The sequence below is a fragment of the Shewanella frigidimarina NCIMB 400 genome (assembly GCF_000014705.1).
Classification (GTDB): Bacteria; Pseudomonadota; Gammaproteobacteria; order Enterobacterales; family Shewanellaceae; genus Shewanella; species Shewanella frigidimarina.
Genome location: NC_008345.1, coordinates 4,719,363 through 4,735,670, shown reverse-complemented (window position 1 = coordinate 4,735,670; position 16,308 = coordinate 4,719,363). Strand labels below are relative to the sequence as shown.

The window sequence follows — 16,308 nt, the reverse complement described above, 5'->3', positions numbered from 1 at the left end:
AGAGGGAACTATGGAAATTATCACGGTAAATGGAAAGCCTGTTTTTAGATCTAGCACTCAGTCTTTTTATGGCAATCAATTTAGCCAGAAAGTGTTAGCTAATATCGATACAAAAACGCTGTTTAAAAAAATTGATGCGATACCAGGACTTGCGGGCGCAGGAATCGTTTATATTGATAGCAAGTACAACATTATTGAATTAAGAAAATTCGAACCTGTTTGCCAACTAAATCCGATTAAAATCGTTCTAAGGGAGCCCCCTCAATTAATGAGTCAGGCCGAGTTTGCCTCCCATTTAAAAGGTAGCCAAGGTAATATCCGTGAATCGAAATTAGTTGGTGAATTGGGAAATGCTGCTTGGAGTTGTGGGACTGCAGTTCTTGGTTGGACAGTTATTATTGGAAGTTTAGGCGCCATCCCATTAACCGGCGGTACAAGTAGTGCAATAACGTATCTAGCAATAGCAGGTGCAACGGCTGGTTCTGCTCAATGTTTTAATGGTTTGATTAGAGTAGGCGTTGAAGCTTATTCTCCTGAGTTGAAAGATGATTTTGACTCTCAAGAGTGGTACCAATATACCACTTCAGCTTTGGATTTAGTTTCACTTGCAGGAGCCGGCGCTGCTGCTTTAGGTACAATAAAAGCAGTGAAAATGATGCAATTAGGTACTAGCAAGAATACCTATGAAATTTTAAAGGGGTTATCCCGTGCCGAAAAAAAGAGATTAAATCGTGAAATTACCCGCCTTAATTTACCTGGTGCTTCAGGTAAATTAATAAAATCTATGGCTCGAAAAGGCAACATAAAAAAATATACAGGCAAACAAATTACCCATGCATTTCGTTTACATTTAATGGATGCTATTGGAGCTTCAATGAGCGTTTCTGGTAGCGCATTCAATGGAACAATTGGAACAATTGCTATTGGTATATATGAGGAGCTCGCTGATTAATGAAAAGACAAACTAAACTGAAAAGTGATGACGATATTGTCGGATTATTTCCACCTATGAAGTCTATAGCGGCTTTTTTAGCTGCGACACTATTCATGATGCTTGCCATATCGCTTTTAAATTTTCTCATTTTAGAGTTTTATTTTGGTATAGTTGATATAGGGAGCGAACTTCTGTTTTTATATTTTGCGGCATTAGTAATTATTTTCAGTGGCTTCAATTATGCAATTGTTAGAGGATCTTTCTTTGCTGTAAAAGTCTTAAAATGGTATTTCTGTATTTTATTTATTATATTTTTGCCGACAGTGTTTTTAATCGCAGAACAGGCAACATTTATTTATGCATATCTGTTAGCCGTCATTGTTTTGTTCATGTCACTTTACCTGTTACAGAGTAAATATTATCAAATTTTTGTTGAGTATCAATTTGATGCCTTAGAAGATATCAAAGAGGTTCGTGCTGAAATAGCGGCTGAAGTTGCTGCAGACAAAGCTAAACATGGAAATAAGTTCTAGTTGTTTGGCTTTAGAGTGACAATATTTTAAGCCGAGATTTGATGACATTTGTGCCTGTTTAGTTGATTTTGGCCATCATAGATGAGTACGATACCCAACCGAAAAAATAATTTTATTTAATTTTTTAGATGGTTACTGTTTGCTCCTCTAACATACCCCCATAATTCCTTCGCAATACAGACTTTTTTAATGACCTCGAGTGAGATGTGTCGTTAGAATGGGCTAATGACATTTGTTCATCGAGCAAAACGTCAATGGACTCAAAATAATAATAAAGGATTCTTTGTGACAAATACTCAATTTAGCATGGCCCTCAAACCGCGCTTTTGTGAAACCGATGCGTTAGGACACATTAATAACACGGTTATCCCAGTGTGGTTTGAAGCGGCTCGTGAACCAATTTTTGAAATCGTAAATCCAGGGCAAGATTTAACCAAGTGGAACATGATCATTGCTGGTTTTACTATCGCCTTTACCGCGCCAACGTATTATGGCGAAGAAGTTATCGTTAAAACGCACATTAGTCGTTTAGGCAATAGCAGCTTTGATATATTACAAAGCTGTTGGCAGCACGGTAAAAAAACCGCTGAAGCGACCACCACTATGGTGCATTACAATTACCAAACTGAAAAAAGCGAGCCACTTGCTGAGTTTGTACGTCAGCAATTGGCTGCATTAACTGGTGTAGCTTAGGACTAACACAAAAGAAGCGATTAACGTAAAAACTTGGCTACGTAACTGCAACTGGCACTGATGTTAAGTTTTTCTGTTTTCGCCCAAGTCAGTCCAGTTCGGACTAGCTTTTCAGCAATACCTTGGCCGCGTAAAGCGGGTGGTACGAAGGTGCGACTAAAATCAATATTTTGACCATCTAAGTGATATTCAAGTACCGCCTCAACACTTTGAGTGATAACCACAAAACGATGTTGGCTAGCTTGGTGTTGCACGGTTACTGCGTCTTGATTGCTCATAGTGTGTAGTCCTGTTACTTGTAATGCCGCTTGTTGATGTGGCTATTGATGTTATGGCTGATGCTGTTACTCATGTTCCAACAAGGCGCTGAGTAATTCTGGAGTGAGTTTGGCTTTTTTGCCGGTTTTAAAGTTAAACATCACCACTTTTGCCCAGCCGATAGTCGTCACCGCTTGCTGTGCTTTACTGAACACGGTGTAATGCATCACAAAGCGGTCTTCATTGATATCGCTGATCTTTACCCCTACAACAATTGAGTCCGGAAAGGTTACTGGGCGCTTAAAGCGGGCATTTGTTTCACTTAGCACTGGGCCGACACCCGTTGTTTTTAGATCGTCGAGTAGGTTAATTTGGTTAAAGAAATCGAGACGAGCAGTTTCAAAATACTTAAAATACACCGAATTATTAACATGTTGTAGTGCATCCATTTCACCCCATGCTACTTGAATGTCTGTGCTGATAGAATGTTGAGCTAAAAAGTCATTCATGGCGGTTCTCGTTATGAATTAATAAATTAAACGCTTGTTTAAATTTCAACTGTTAATTTAACAGTCCGGACGATGAACAACAAGGGACAGTGGCTATTACTGTGAGTATATCCAGTGAACTTATAAGGATTTTTACCTTGCGAAAAGAGACTTTTTTAACAACATCGAATTTATGGATATCGTCTTGCTGGACGGTGTTTTGCAGCCGATTTACTGAATTACAAACCAAACTGAGTTTGCCGCAAAAATTGTATCTGGTGGCGATAGTCTTACTGTTTGCTACTGACTCGGTAGCGTGGGTGGCCATTATCAGCGTGATGGCGATGTCGATTGAGTTCTGGCATTTATTTGAACGTATGTGGCACAGCTTGGCTGGCAAAGCGGTGTTGTTATTGTTTTATGCGATAGTGGCCAATTTTGCCTTGGCTAGTTCAAGTTCAGTGGTTAACGATGTGGTTGGCGTCGCAGCCAGTAGCTTTAATTACACCCATAACTTCGCCATTTTGCTCTACATTCCGGCATGGAGTGTGGTGATGAGCTGTATTGTGCTGTTATTACTACAGCTTATTTTTCCGCTAATGTTTGGTGTGTCTTTTATACTCCGCCCCTTTGGTGTGACCAACTTTCGCTTGATTAATCATGTGCATTTTCATCGTACAACCTTTTGGGTGCGAGTTATTCTTGCTGCAGTGGTGTTGTATCATCTTGCTATGCTGATGGACCTTTATGGTCAGGTTGAAAAAGCGTTGGATGATCCGCAAGTAGTGCAATTAGTTGAAGCTGAAACCGAAGAGGAAATACTTGCTGATGATGGCTTGTCGATCATTGTCAAAACAGACCCTGCTAAGAAAGAACCACCCAAGTCTGAACCCAAAACAGCGAAACAAGTTGAACGCGAGCAAGAACTGGACGCCATTGATGAAATCGCCAAACAGCCTTACAGTCATTTGCGTAGCCAGTATTTTACCAGTGTGCGTAAAGCAATTGCGTTGTTTGCGTTTCAGTTGGAGGCGAATGCCAAATCCCGCTGTCAAAAACTACCGTTGTCGCATGTGGTCGAGCTTAATGATTATGAGATCCTTGAAATAACACCCGATATCAATGCGGAATATGGTTATCATTTTGAAGTGAAAAAATGTATTTCACCTGCATTTCCCAGTTAACAGGCACTTTGCAAGCATAAAAAAACGACCTAGACGGTCGTTTTTTTATGCCTAATCAGTCAGTATTAATCGAACACTAACTCACTAAAGCTGCTTATTTTTTTGCACTTAGCTTGGCGTTGGTCAGCAAAGCGGATCATTTGGCAAGTTGTCATGCCGGCGGCTTCAGCAGCTTTGAGCTCTTCTGCGACATCTGACACAAATAAAATCTGCTTTGGTTTCAAGCTAATGGTGTTGCAAATATTGCAGTAGGCTTGTTTGTCTAACTTATTGCCCGTGCGGGTATCAAAGTGACCATTGAACGAACCGGTTAAATCGCCTGCTTCGGTGTGGCTAAATAACAGCTTTTGCGCTTCGACAGACCCAGAAGAGAAGCTGTAAATACGAATGCCTTTTTCTTTAATGCGCTCAATGCTATCGATAAAGTCAGGGTAAATGTGGCCAGTAAACTCTACGCGGTTATAACCTTGTTTCCAGATTAATCCTTGTAGGGTTTTAAGTGGTGTTAGTTTACGGTCTTCATCGATCCATTGCTGTAAAATCTCAGTGACTCGTTCGAGTGTCGCATCTGGTTCTAAGGCAATATCTTTAACATCGCTGATGCAGTAATCAACCACAACGTTATGCTGGTTTTGCTCAAGAAATTCAGCCATCGCTTTTCTTGAGTAAGGAAATAACACATCCTGAATAAAGTTAAGATCGGTAGTGGTACCGGCGGTATCAACGATAATAGCTCTAATACTCATAAGATTTGTTACTCCAAAACAATAAATTAACGTAATGATGATCCTAAGCTTTATTGGCGATTAAGGCTAGTGCTATTCGTGATATTGCACCCTAGTTAGATGACTTTGAATGCTAGATGTGAGCTAAGTTTAGATATTACTAAATTGCCTTGTGTGATGTGGTCTGGTAGCTTCGGGTTAACTTAATTGTCACGTTTCACCAGGAAGGTACCATGCTTACAATAGGGGAAAAACGTTATATCAAATGGCCGAGCTTATGGGCTAAAAGTCTGTCTATATGCGCATTATTACTGAGCTTTTTTCACGTTAGTGTGGTGTTTGCTACTGAAATGTTGCCGCCAACGACCGAAACCCTGAGTGTAAAGTCTGCTCTATTTGGTGAGCAAGCCGATTTTTTGGTGACCTTACCAAACAGTTATACCAAGCAAACTGATAAGCGTTATGTGGTGTTATTTGACTTACATCCGCGCAGTCATTTGTATTTAACGGGTATGCACGACTGGATGAGCCATAATGGTGGTTGGCCGTGGTTAGAAACCATTATTGTTACTGCGCCCGATGGACATCAAGGCTTGGGGGAACTAAAAAAGCGTGCGATAGAGCAGCAAGGCGATCAAGCACTATTGGATTTTTTTGAGCAAGATTTACTGCCTGCAATTGATAAACGCTATCGCACCAATGGCTTTCGTATTTTTAACGGCTTTACTGGCAATGCAGGTTTAGTGCTATACAGCTTAATTAATCGTCCTAGTTTATTTAATGCTTATATTGCTGCCAGCCCAGTATTATCAACAGACTTTGCTTATGTGCTAAATGATGCGCCTAAAAATCTCAAAAAAATGGACGGCAAACCAAGATTTCTATTTGTGAGTACCAGTGATAGCGACTTTGAACAAAGGCAGCTGGATTCGTTTGCTAGGCTTGAAGATATTATTCAAACCAATGCCAATGCTAAATTGAACTATCAAATAAAGCGTTTTGACGGCAGCTATTATATGACTCAGCCTATCTTGGCGACGGCATTAGGCATCGAGAAGATATTTAACGATGTTCATACTGTTCTAGCGGCGGATTCAGAAGTATCGCAACAAGGATCTAAAGCGATTCTAGCCTATTATAAGCGACTGTCTGATGAGGTTTATGGCTTTGATGTGCCAGCAATTGATTCGCTGTTAGCCTTAGGTAATAGCTTAGTTAAAGCAGCACCACAGCAAGCGATTGGGATTTACCAAGATACGCTGAAAGCCTATCCTAAAGCGCATTCGGCCTACCATGAGTTAGCCAGTGTTTATGCAGCAACAGGTAAAATGACTCAGGCTATCGAAGCGGAACAACAAGCGTTAGCGAGTACCGACCATCCGTTTTATCAAAACAAATACACTAAGCAATTAGCCGCGTTTCAAAACCAAGCTAAATAAAACTGATCTAAGTTAAACCAAGCTGCAAAACGATAAATGACAATAAAGCCACAACACGAGTATTCGCCCTGTGGCTTTATTGTGTAACCTGCTCAAACAATATTATTCTGAGCTGAGGTTTAGTATTCCGAATTAAAGTTGATTACGCAGCCGTTTCGCTGGCTAACCACTGATTAATTTTTTGCTCCATTAAATCTAATGGCAATGCGCCATTTTCTAATAAGCGGTCGTGGAATACTTTAATATCAAACTTGTCACCTAAGACTTGCTTGGCTTTGGTACGTAGTTCAATAATTTTCAGCTCACCCAACTTATAGCCAAGTGCTTGGCCTGGCCAAACGGTATAGCGCTCAATTTCGCCGGTGGCTTCCGACAAATGAATCCCTTCAGTTGCCACCGCGTAATCAATGGCTTGTTCACGGCTCCAGCCTTTGGCGTGCATACCGGTATCAACCACCAGGCGAACCGCACGATGTAACTCTGACTGCAAACGGCCAATGTTGTCGATAGGGTCATTAGCATAAATGCCCATTTCGGCAGCTAAACGTTCGGCATATAAAGCCCAACCTTCGCCAGCCGCATTGGAATAAAACACTGTACTTAGCAGCGGTAATTCATCAGACAAGCCAATAATGGTTTGTAAATGATGACCTGGATTAGTCTCGTGGTAGGTCAAGGTCTGTAATGAATAAGATGGCAGTGATGCTGTGTCATACAAGCTGATCCAGAAAGTGCCTTTGCGTGAACCGTCTTGTGATGGCGCATCATAAAATGCGCCACTAGTAGAAGCCGCACGGCTGTCTGGTACCGCTTCAATAGCCACTTCTTGATTAGGCAAGCGACCAAACCAGTCTGGTAATTTTGCATCAACCAAGGCTAAGTCGGCATCAATATCGGCCATTAGCTGTTGCTTGCCTTCTGGGGTATTCGGGTAAAGATATTGTGGGTCGTTGAGTAACACCTGCATACGCTCACCGACGGTGCCATCAACATAACCGACTTCTTTGAGTAGCCCGTCCATTTCGGCAGTAATCCGGGCTACTTCAGCTAACCCGAGTTGATGAATTTCATCGGCAGTTTTGGTCGAATTGCCTAAATGCTGGATAAGCGTTTGATATAACTTCGCCCCTTGAGGTAAACGACCAATGCCAGCTTCATGAGTTGCTTTTGGGCGCACGGCTTCTAACGCGGCAATCAGTTGGCGGGTGGCGGCATAGTATTTAGTGTTAACTAACTCGGCCGCAGACTTTACCAACGTATCGCTATCGGCCACTTTTGCTGCGTTAAGTTTAGCGTTAAAGCTGGTTACTAAAGGATGGCTGTTTGCTGGGCCACTGATTTGAGCTTGTAACCCGCGTAGGGTGTTATCAATGACAAAGTCTGGTGGAATGACGCCCATCGATACATCGTGATTGAGTTTATCGACCAATGTGCCCATAGCGGCAGGGTACATGCTTAAGCGAGTTAAATAAGCCTCGGCTTCGGCGGTATTAGTTACGGCAAACTTGTCTTCCATGTAACCGGGGAATTCAATTTGCAAACCAGATAAGTGGTTAACGGCATAGGGTAAAAACCATACGCCATACTCGCCTAACACGTTGCCATAATTAACCACTTGAGCTGGTAATAGAGCGCCTTTTACTTCAGACTTTATCGCGTTTAAGCTGATTGTTTCTGAGGGGGTTAAGCTTGCTTCATCAATGTCGTTGAGTTGGCTCAGTATTGATTTAAGTCCTTTGCGACGGTGGGTTTCACCAGATGGGCTGTAGTCGGTGAGTTTAGACATCACATTGGCGTTGATACTGGCATCACTCACGCCGTAGTAAGTGGCAACTTCGGGTCTGAGTACAAAATAGTCTTTAGTGATTGATGCGACTTGTTGTTTAAGACTGAGCTTAGTGGCTGCCTCACTTGCTGTTGCTGAGTTTGAATTATTTTCCGGTGTAGCAGGATCTGAACATGCAGTGACGAGCAGGCTAATGATTAAGCCATTAAGAAGTTTTTTCATTGATTACTCATTAAGTTAATAGCGGCATTCAAGTACGAATATAAGCATATCCTAACAGTTATGGAGGTTAAGCTGTTGCAGTTTTTATGTGCTGGGTATTTGAAAGTACGAGGGTAAGTTTGACGATAAGGTGTAAATATGGTCTAACATTATTAGACATTGACATGAAAAGGAGAGAAGTATGTTAGGTGAAAGCCATGCGTTATTAGTTGATTTCCCTGAGTATCAAGACAAGATTTCATTGTTAACCGCCAACGATACTGAGTTTGCTGAAGATGCGAAACGGTATCATAAATTAGATACTCAAATTCGTAAGCTGGAGTTACGCAATACTCCGACAAGTGATGAGTTTATTGAGCAAGCAAAGCTTGACCGGTTGGTGTTAAAAGATAAGTTGTATCAGTTGTTTACCCAAGCTTAATTTGTTTATTCAGCTTTTTGGCCATGTGATCATCTAGGTGGTGACGTGGTCAATTTTTGCTGCTATCTCAGTAACTCTTGTTTGTTTTTATTATCTTTGATTTATGGCCTACGGCCACTAAGGTCGTGGCGCTTCGCCCACACCAGACCAAGAGGAAACCAACGGCTGTTCCCTCTTGGAACTCCCAGCCGCCACATCAAAATTATCTGAAAAGCGATAATTTCGCGACGTGGTTGAATCCAGCTTTTGACTTCGTTTTGGTGTTCTTCGGCCTTATTCGAAAATGCTAACGCTTTCGGTGGTACATCCTGTACCTCGAAAGCTAGCCAGACATCCATGTCTGGACTCACGCTATTTTCTTCAACGTCCTCAATGTAGTGGCAACATGAAGAGATTCAACTGCTTTACATCGAAGGTATAGCAAATGTAGGATGATATTAATCAATAAATTAAACAGTTGAACTTATTTGGCTAGTCGTTCAATAAGCCACTTAAGGAGAGTAACAGTGATAAATATATACATAGATAATAATATATGGGACTTTCTTCTTAAAAATAGCCTCAATTTACGGGATTACTTTCCAGCAAAAAAATATCGCATATTAATTAGTAAATACGGGCGTTTTGAAATAACACAAATGCCTGATTCTCCTGATAAAGTTGAATTAAAAAACTTTATACTTTCAGTTCTCGCTAACGATGTCGAAGAGGTGCACACTTTTGGATTTTCGAATCCCTCTCATTCCGAATCAGAACAACGCAGTTCTAGTTTTGGGATGGGATCTTTTACTTCTGTTAGCGAAAATAAAGAAAGAGCAAGATTAAAAGCTGAATATGGAACCACTCAAAAACGCAAAAAAAGTTTGATTCTCTATAAACAAGAAGCTGATATTGAACTTGGGGCATTATCTCGAACCAACTTTGTGCTTACCTTGGATAAAAAGGATGGACCACTTAAAAATGCAAGTGAAAAGGTAATCCCCCCTAAAAATAGTAGATTTCAAAAGTAGAATTTTCTCGTAATATATACGCAGGGAGATTCTGCATGAAAACATCAAAATTTAGCGACAGCCAAATCCTAGCAATCCTTAAACAAGCCGAAGCTGGCACCCCAGTTCCGGGGCTTTGCCGTGAGCATGGCATGAGCTCTGCGACCTTCTACAAATGGCGCGCCAAATTCGGTGGCATGGACGCTTCTATGATGGCGCGATTGAAGGAGTTAGAGGCTGAGAATTCACGACTCAAAAAAATGTATGCCGAAGAGCGACTCAAAGCTGAAATACTCAAAGAGGCCATCGAAAAAAAGTGGTAAAGCCGTCGCGGCGGCGGGAGCTGGCGCAAAAGGCGGTGCAAGATAAAGCCATTTCGATCGCATTTGCGTGTGCCTTGTTTGGACTCAGTGAGAGCTGTTATCGCTATCAGGCAAAACTCAGTGATGAAAACGCTGCAATAGCCGACTGGTTACAGCAACTGACATCAACCCATCGGAGTTGGGGGGTTGGGCTATGTTATTACTTTTTACGTAACGTGAAACGCTACCGATGGAACCATAAGCGGGTGTATAGGATTTACCGAGAATTGGAGCTAAATCTACGAATTAAGCCGAAGAAACGCTTGAAGCGTGATAAACCGGACGCATTGGCGGTGCCAGAGGCAATCAATGAATGTTGGTCCATGGACTTTATGCACGACCAACTGGAAGATGGTCGCAGCATTAGGTTATTGAACGTAATTGATGATTACAACCGTGAAGGCTTGGCGATAGAGGTCGACTTCTCCTTACCTGCGGAGCGTGTGGTGAGAACATTGGATCAAATCATCGAATGGCGTGGAAAACCAAAACAGATACGCAGTGATAATGGTCCAGAGTATATAAGTGCGGTACTGGCTGCCTGGGCTGAAAAACACAATGTAGAACTGAAATTTATTCAGCCTGGCAATCCACAGCAGAATGCCTATGTAGAACGCTATAATCGGACTGTGCGATACGAATGGCTGAGCCAATATCTTTGGAATAGTATTGCCGAGGTACAGGAACATGCGACACAATGGCTATGGTTTTATAACAATGAAAGACCCAATACAGCAATTGGTGGTGTCCCACCAAAGCAAAAACTGGCACTAGTGGCCTAAGTCTCTACTTTTGATCTCAGCTAAAAATGGGGAGATTACCAAAATGGAGGGAAAATAGTCTTTCTAAATGAAATTTGCCCGGGCTTGGGTTCTGAAGCTCTTACATTAGCAGTCAAATTTATTGAGAACAAAATATAGTCAACAAAGATAGGTCGAACACTTCTTTTAAGCGAATACCGAGTAAATTAGATTTATTAAGTGCTAGCGTATTTCATCAAGTCTGCCTCAAAACGTTTACTTTTTTGCAAGTATCTGACGGCCCTTGACTATCGACAGTAAGCTCTGCTTGTCGCCATATGTTTGCAAACAGTTAGTTGGGTTTTAGTTGGTGCGCTAAAGGCTTTTGGTTAATTAACTTAAGCTTGTTCTTACATCTGCAATGGTGATGAACAGTTTGTTTTCTGCGTCTTGAAAGGCTTTAAATCCATAGTGTTCGTAGAAGTGTGTCGCGCCATCTTTTGCGTCAACAATGACGACTGGGAATGCTACGCTATCACTTGCCGCTAACAGTTTTCGTAGTGCATCAATAAGTAACCATTCGCCAAAGCCTTGGCCTTTATAGCGGTCATCGATTGCTAAGCGGGCTATAAGGCCGCCAGACGTTGATGACTGGTACTTTTTCTGTAGCTTATCCGGCAGAGCCTTTAGGTCAATTGGTGTCATTGTTAAGGTATAAAAGCCAATGATATGCGAGTTATCGTTATCATCTTCTAAAATGAAAGTTCTGCTGTTGTCTTTCTTCGCTTGCTGACTCGCCATGATTTTTAAGTAATTATTAAGAGCTTCAATACCACAGTTGAATCGGTTTCTATCGTGTTTAGCTTTATCTAAAAGTACCGTATTCATTATTGGGTTTTGCTTTCGTAACGTTCCGAAGCCGTTTTGAGTTTTGAGTTTGGTGTTGCTGGACTGTCTAGTGCTTCCATAAGCAACATCGCATCTGTTTGACTTAGTTTTAGTACTTGTTCACGCTCAATGATTTGTTTGGCTTTTTCGATTGCGGCACTTAGCACAAATGAATTAATACTCGACATACCAGCGATTGCTGCTGCCTTTGTCAGTAAATCTTGGGTGTCGACATCAACTCTAGCGGTGATGCGAGGTAAAGTAGTTGCCATAATATAATCTCCAATTGTGCCAAAGTGTCACATGGCTATTATGGTGTTAAAACGTACAACAAGCAATGCCTGTGTCACTTTGGCACACAGGCTGAAACGTTATTAAAACCAATTCTACTTATCTTACTTATCAATAAACCCTACTCAATGCAGCTTACTCTTTTGCAAATACCTTCCGGCCGTTGACCCAGGTGGCAATGACTTTGTTTTGCCAAATCTGTTGTGGGTCGATTGTAAAATAGTCATCTTCGACTAGGATAAAGTCTGCTTTTTTACTGGATTCTAATGAGCCTAAAAGCTGCTCTTGATGGCCTGCGTAGGCGGCGTCGATGGTGAAGCTTTTGAGTGCTTCGATACGTGATAGTTTTTCTGTGGCGAGCCAGCCGTCGAGTGGTTGGTTAACATGGTCTTGGCGGGTTACGGATGCATGCAATCCAAAAAATGGGTTGGGCGATTCAATAGGGAAGTCTGAACCGTTGGCGATGACGGCATTAGCGTTTAATAGTTTGCGCCACGCATAAGCACCGGCCAAGCGGGCTTTACCTAAACGGTTTTCGGCCATATTTTTGTCGCTGGTGGCGTGGGTTGCTTGAATCGATGCGATAACCCCAAGTTGGGCAAAACGCGGTATGTCGGCTAAATCGAGAATTTGTGCATGTTCAATGCGATGGCGTAATGCTTTTGAGTCTGTTGCTGCAATGGCGGTTTGGTATTTATCGAGTACCACTTGATTGGCGTTGTCGCCAATGGCGTGGGTATTAACCTGAAAGCCTGCTTTCATCGACTGTAAAATTAGTTTGCCGAGTTGCTCGTCTGAATACAGCATTAAGCCTTTATGGCCGGGTTGGTCTGAATATTCTTTGATTAATGCCGCACCACGGCTGCCAAGCGCGCCATCGGCTGATATTTTAACGCTGTCGACTTTAAACATGTTATCGGCAGTGGTGATGTGGCCTTGTTTTAAAGTGCTAGTAAAGCGAGGGTCTTCCACTGACAGCATGCCATTAACCCGCACGCTCATGGCATTGTTCGCTGCTAATTGCTGGTATGCCTTGATGTTGTCGATGTTGATGCCGGCATCGTGCACACTGGTTAGCCCGTATGACGCTAGGCTATCCATCGCTAGGGTTAAGGTTGATTGTAATTGCTGCTGATTGAGATCGGGGACGATGTTAAACACTAAGTTCATCGCATTGTCGATTAACACTCCGGTAGGATTACCTTGCTCGTCTTTGACAATTTCACCGCCTTCTGGTGCCACTGTGGTTGACGAAATTCCCGCGAGCGCTAACGCTTTGCTGTTAACCCAAATGGCATGACCGTCAACTCGGCCAAATGACACTGGATTAGCTTTAAAGGCTTTATCTAGACTTTCTTTAGTCGGAAATTGTTTGCTGTCCCATAATTCTTGGTTCCAACCGCGGCCCATTAGCCATCCGTCAGTTGGGTTGTTTTTACTAAATACTTGCGCGCGTTCAACAGCTTGTTGTTCGCTACTGGTGTTGGTTAAGTCTGCGGTTAATAAACTCAAACCATAACCTAGCACATGACCGTGGGCGTCGATTAACCCTGGCAGTAAGGTTTTACCTTTACCATCAATTGAGGTGATATCAGTTGCACTCGGTAAGGCTTGATTTAAGGTAAATAGTCGATCAATTTTGTCGTCAGTAAATTGGATAGCATTGAAGGTTTGCAGTTTTCCGTCAACGAGCGTGTAGCCATTAACGTGATGCATCAGTGTGGTTTGTGCCATGCAGTTTACGCTTAAACTAGCCAAACTTAATGCCACTGATAGCGCTAAATATTCCTTTCTCATCTGTTTTCCCTTTTTATGACGACGATTAATCAGCATCCATTAAATGTTAATTAATGGTTAATGGCAAGGGGCCGTGCAAGTCGTCTTGAGGGGGGGGGAGATTGATGTGGCTATATAGAGGAAAGACTCATTACTGCGCAAATTTATCGCCCAGCTAATACTGGGCGATAATCGTTAAGGCTAGTTGAACTTAGCTAGGGTGCTAGCTAATTCGTTTACATCCAGTACGTTGTAGTCTGGTTGCGCTGCTAGCGGGAACAACACTTTACCTTGGCGACGAATAAAGGCGGTTTGTAAGCCTGCTTTATCTGCACCGGCAATATCCCAACCGTGTGCGGCAACCATTAACGCTTCATCTGCATTAACGCCTAAATCTTTAATGGCCCATTGGTACGTTTTTAAATGCGGCTTAAATACCCCAACAGATTCTATGCTTAAGTTGGCATCAAAATACTGGCTTAAATTAGCATTTTTAAGCTGTAAGGTTACGCCTTCTAGTGATGAGTTGGTTAAGGTGACTAGTTTGTAGCCTTGGGCCTTCAATTTAGCTAAACCTTCTGCAACATCTGGGTGAGCGGGTAATGAACGAAGTGGCGTTAGAATGGCGGTTTTAGCTTGTTCTGGTGTGATGGCAATACCGTTGATTTCGGCGACCATTTGCAATGACGCAACGCCAATACTACCAAACGTTTGGTAATCACCTGTCGCTGAAACCACTAAAGAATGGTGCAGCATGGTTGAGAACCACAATGGCAATAAATCTTCACGGCCATTAAGCGCTTTACCCACAGAGGCGCGCATATTTTCAAGATCTAACAAGGTTTCATTCACATCAAAAATAATCACTTTAGGCTTAACCAATAGTGGCTGCACCGCAGTATCTGCTGGATCTTTAGCAAAAGCGCTACTGGTATTAAGCATAAAAAAAGCTGTCGCAAGCGATATTAAAACACGGATTTTCATAAAACCTCTGGCAATGTGATGTTGGTTAAAAGAACTTATCGAGTATTCATCTCACTGTTGTTGCCAGTGACACTGACATCAATAAGTTGAACGATTGTTCATTAATTTAGTCAGCCTAAATGAAACTGACCTTAAAATCACGGTTTTATTGCCTAATAGTTTAATAAATCTGAAGTTGGGATTTGAGGTGACGTACATAGCAGCACCACTGGAGATAGACATTATCGCCAGTGGAACTGCTATCAGTTATGAGTTTGAACTGAAGTTGTGGGTTATTTGATTGAGAAAAGTTGAGCCCAATTATTTAACGGTTTAACGTTTAATTGGGTAGCGCAACTACCTGACCATTTTTGACAACGGTTTTACACAGGTTTACCCCGTAAGCATAAGCTAATTGTGCAGGAGTGGTGATATCCCATAAACAAAAATCAGCTTGTTTACCTACGGTAATACTGCCGACATTATTGTCGATACCAAGTGCTTTTGCGGCATTAATGGTCACACCTTGTAAGGCTTCTTCTGGGGTGAGTCTGAATAAGGTGCAAGCCATATTGAGCATTAATAAGGTGGAGCAAATAGGCGATGACCCCGGATTAAAATCGCTGGCAATAACCATTGGCACCTTGTATTGGCGCAGTAAGTCGATTGGTGGTAATTGGGTTTCACGTAAAAAGTAAAATGCGCCGGGTAACAAGGTTGCACAGGTACCGCTTTCGCTTATGGCTTTAATACCTGCTTCATCTAGAAACTCAATATGATCGACCGATTTAGCCCCAAGCTTGGCTGCTAAGGCGCTGCCGCCCATATTGGTTAATTGCTCAGCATGCAGTTTAATCTGCAGACCGGCCTGTTTAGCCGCAGTTAATACTCGCTCAGTTTGTTCAAGATTAAAGGCGATATTTTCACAAAATACATCAACGGCATCAGCAAGGTTTTCGGCGATTACCGCAGGGAGCATGTCATTAACGACGAGGTCGATATAGGCATCTGCATTGTCTTTATATTCTGGAGGAATAGCATGGGCGCCCAAGAAGGTGGTGCTTACATCAATATGATGATGCTCACCTAGCTCACGCGCAACGCGCAATAATTTAAGTTCTGTTTCAGTGTTTAAACCGTAACCGGATTTAATTTCAACCGTGGTGACTCCTTCTCTGGCTAGGGCATTTAAGCGTTGTCGGCCTAGTTCAAATAGTTCGGCTTCATCAGCATCGCGACAAGCATTAACCGTTGAGATTATGCCGCCACCTGCGCGAGCTATTTCGGCGTAAGTCGCGCCTTGTAAACGTTGTTCAAATTCGTTAGCGCGATTACCAGCAAAGACTAAGTGTGTGTGTGCATCGATAAGCCCTGGTGTTATCCAGCCGCCTTTGCCTCTGTAAACTGGGGTTGCCAGTACATCAAATTCAGGTAGTTCACTGCGCGGGCCAACCCAAGCAATTTTGCCATCTTTTACTGCGATAGCCGCTTGAGGTATTACGCCGTAAGCCCCTTGGATATTGGTATCCATGGTGGCCACGTTTACATCAATCCACACTTGATCCCACGACATGAAAACCCCTAAAAATGCATTAATTATTGATTGCTAAACAATA

General features: G+C 42.3%; 17 protein-coding genes. 8 read left to right on the top strand and 9 right to left on the bottom strand.

All coding sequences use genetic code 11. The annotated features are described in order from the left end of the window. Positions 1–10: 10 nt before the first annotated feature. The 3 genes from ssp4 to SFRI_RS20410 all read left to right on the top strand — a co-directional run bounded on the left by ssp4 (position 11) and on the right by SFRI_RS20410 (position 2,160). Positions 11–952, top strand: a complete 942-nt coding sequence (gene ssp4 / locus SFRI_RS20420; protein ID WP_011639379.1) for an Ssp4 family T6SS effector — start codon at positions 11–13, stop codon at positions 950–952. Continuing rightward, positions 952–1,467 carry a hypothetical protein gene (locus SFRI_RS20415; protein ID WP_011639378.1) on the top strand — a complete coding sequence of 172 codons (516 nt, stop codon included), beginning with the start codon at positions 952–954 and terminating at the stop codon, positions 1,465–1,467. The genes ssp4 and SFRI_RS20415 overlap by 1 nt, the downstream gene beginning before the upstream one ends. 306 nt (positions 1,468–1,773) lie before the next feature. Next, a complete protein-coding gene (locus tag SFRI_RS20410; RefSeq protein ID WP_425271589.1) occupies positions 1,774–2,160 on the top strand; it encodes an acyl-CoA thioesterase in 387 nt (128 codons plus the stop codon). A gap of 20 nt (positions 2,161–2,180) precedes the next feature. On the opposite strand, the gene SFRI_RS20405 is transcribed toward SFRI_RS20410, so the two are convergent. Beyond that, positions 2,181–2,438 carry a GNAT family N-acetyltransferase gene (locus SFRI_RS20405; protein WP_011639376.1) on the bottom strand — a complete coding sequence of 86 codons (258 nt, stop codon included), beginning with the start codon at positions 2,436–2,438 and terminating at the stop codon, positions 2,181–2,183. A gap of 66 nt (positions 2,439–2,504) precedes the next feature. Beyond that, a complete protein-coding gene (locus SFRI_RS20400; RefSeq protein WP_011639375.1) occupies positions 2,505–2,927 on the bottom strand; it encodes an acyl-CoA thioesterase in 423 nt (140 codons plus the stop codon). A gap of 137 nt (positions 2,928–3,064) precedes the next feature. Here SFRI_RS20400 and SFRI_RS20395 point away from each other — a divergent pair, with 137 nt between their 5' ends. Further along, positions 3,065–4,090: a hypothetical protein gene (locus SFRI_RS20395; RefSeq protein ID WP_011639374.1), complete on the top strand. Its 1,026-nt coding sequence runs from the start codon at positions 3,065–3,067 to the stop codon at positions 4,088–4,090. A gap of 65 nt (positions 4,091–4,155) precedes the next feature. On the opposite strand, the gene mtnC is transcribed toward SFRI_RS20395, so the two are convergent. Continuing rightward, positions 4,156–4,836 (bottom strand): acireductone synthase, encoded by a 681-nt coding sequence (mtnC, locus tag SFRI_RS20390; RefSeq protein ID WP_011639373.1) that lies wholly within the window; start codon positions 4,834–4,836, stop codon positions 4,156–4,158. A 212-nt stretch (positions 4,837–5,048) separates the two neighbouring features. On the opposite strand from mtnC, the gene SFRI_RS20385 reads away from it, so the two are divergent. Next, entirely contained in the window at positions 5,049–6,254 is a 1,206-nt protein-coding gene (locus tag SFRI_RS20385; RefSeq protein ID WP_011639372.1) for an alpha/beta hydrolase-fold protein, read from the top strand. Positions 6,255–6,396: 142 nt separating this feature from the next. On the opposite strand, the gene SFRI_RS20380 is transcribed toward SFRI_RS20385, so the two are convergent. Then, positions 6,397–8,262, bottom strand: coding sequence for a DUF885 domain-containing protein (locus SFRI_RS20380; protein WP_011639371.1), 1,866 nt, complete (start codon positions 8,260–8,262; stop codon positions 6,397–6,399). A gap of 181 nt (positions 8,263–8,443) precedes the next feature. On the opposite strand from SFRI_RS20380, the gene SFRI_RS20375 reads away from it, so the two are divergent. The 3 genes from SFRI_RS20375 to SFRI_RS20355 all read left to right on the top strand — a co-directional run bounded on the left by SFRI_RS20375 (position 8,444) and on the right by SFRI_RS20355 (position 10,816). Beyond that, on the top strand, positions 8,444–8,683 hold the full coding sequence (locus tag SFRI_RS20375) for an HP1242/YdcH family protein (protein WP_011639370.1): 240 nt from the start codon (positions 8,444–8,446) through the stop codon (positions 8,681–8,683). Positions 8,684–9,189: 506 nt separating this feature from the next. Further along, positions 9,190–9,693, top strand: a complete 504-nt coding sequence (locus SFRI_RS20365; RefSeq protein ID WP_011639369.1) for a hypothetical protein — start codon at positions 9,190–9,192, stop codon at positions 9,691–9,693. A 35-nt stretch (positions 9,694–9,728) separates the two neighbouring features. Then, positions 9,729–10,816, top strand: a protein-coding gene (locus tag SFRI_RS20355) for an IS3-like element ISShfr8 family transposase (protein ID WP_086019764.1) whose coding sequence is annotated in 2 segments (ribosomal slippage) — positions 9,729–9,990 and positions 9,990–10,816 — 1,089 coding nt in all. Because the reading frame shifts where the segments join, the coding sequence is not laid out codon by codon here. A gap of 351 nt (positions 10,817–11,167) precedes the next feature. On the opposite strand, the gene SFRI_RS20350 is transcribed toward SFRI_RS20355, so the two are convergent. The 5 genes from SFRI_RS20350 to hutI all read right to left on the bottom strand — a co-directional run bounded on the left by SFRI_RS20350 (position 11,168) and on the right by hutI (position 16,265). Continuing rightward, entirely contained in the window at positions 11,168–11,665 is a 498-nt protein-coding gene (locus SFRI_RS20350) for a GNAT family N-acetyltransferase (protein WP_041413257.1), read from the bottom strand. Next, positions 11,662–11,934, bottom strand: a complete 273-nt coding sequence (locus SFRI_RS20345) for a type II toxin-antitoxin system TacA family antitoxin (protein WP_011639367.1) — start codon at positions 11,932–11,934, stop codon at positions 11,662–11,664. The genes SFRI_RS20350 and SFRI_RS20345 overlap by 4 nt, the downstream gene beginning before the upstream one ends. Before the next feature lie 154 nt (positions 11,935–12,088). Continuing rightward, positions 12,089–13,750, bottom strand: a complete 1,662-nt coding sequence (locus tag SFRI_RS20340) for an amidohydrolase (RefSeq protein ID WP_011639366.1) — start codon at positions 13,748–13,750, stop codon at positions 12,089–12,091. A 180-nt stretch (positions 13,751–13,930) separates the two neighbouring features. Next, positions 13,931–14,707: a haloacid dehalogenase type II gene (locus SFRI_RS20335; RefSeq protein WP_425271588.1), complete on the bottom strand. Its 777-nt coding sequence runs from the start codon at positions 14,705–14,707 to the stop codon at positions 13,931–13,933. 325 nt (positions 14,708–15,032) lie between these two features. Continuing rightward, positions 15,033–16,265 (bottom strand): imidazolonepropionase, encoded by a 1,233-nt coding sequence (gene hutI, locus SFRI_RS20330; RefSeq protein WP_011639364.1) that lies wholly within the window; start codon positions 16,263–16,265, stop codon positions 15,033–15,035. Between the last annotated feature and the right edge of the window lie 43 nt (positions 16,266–16,308).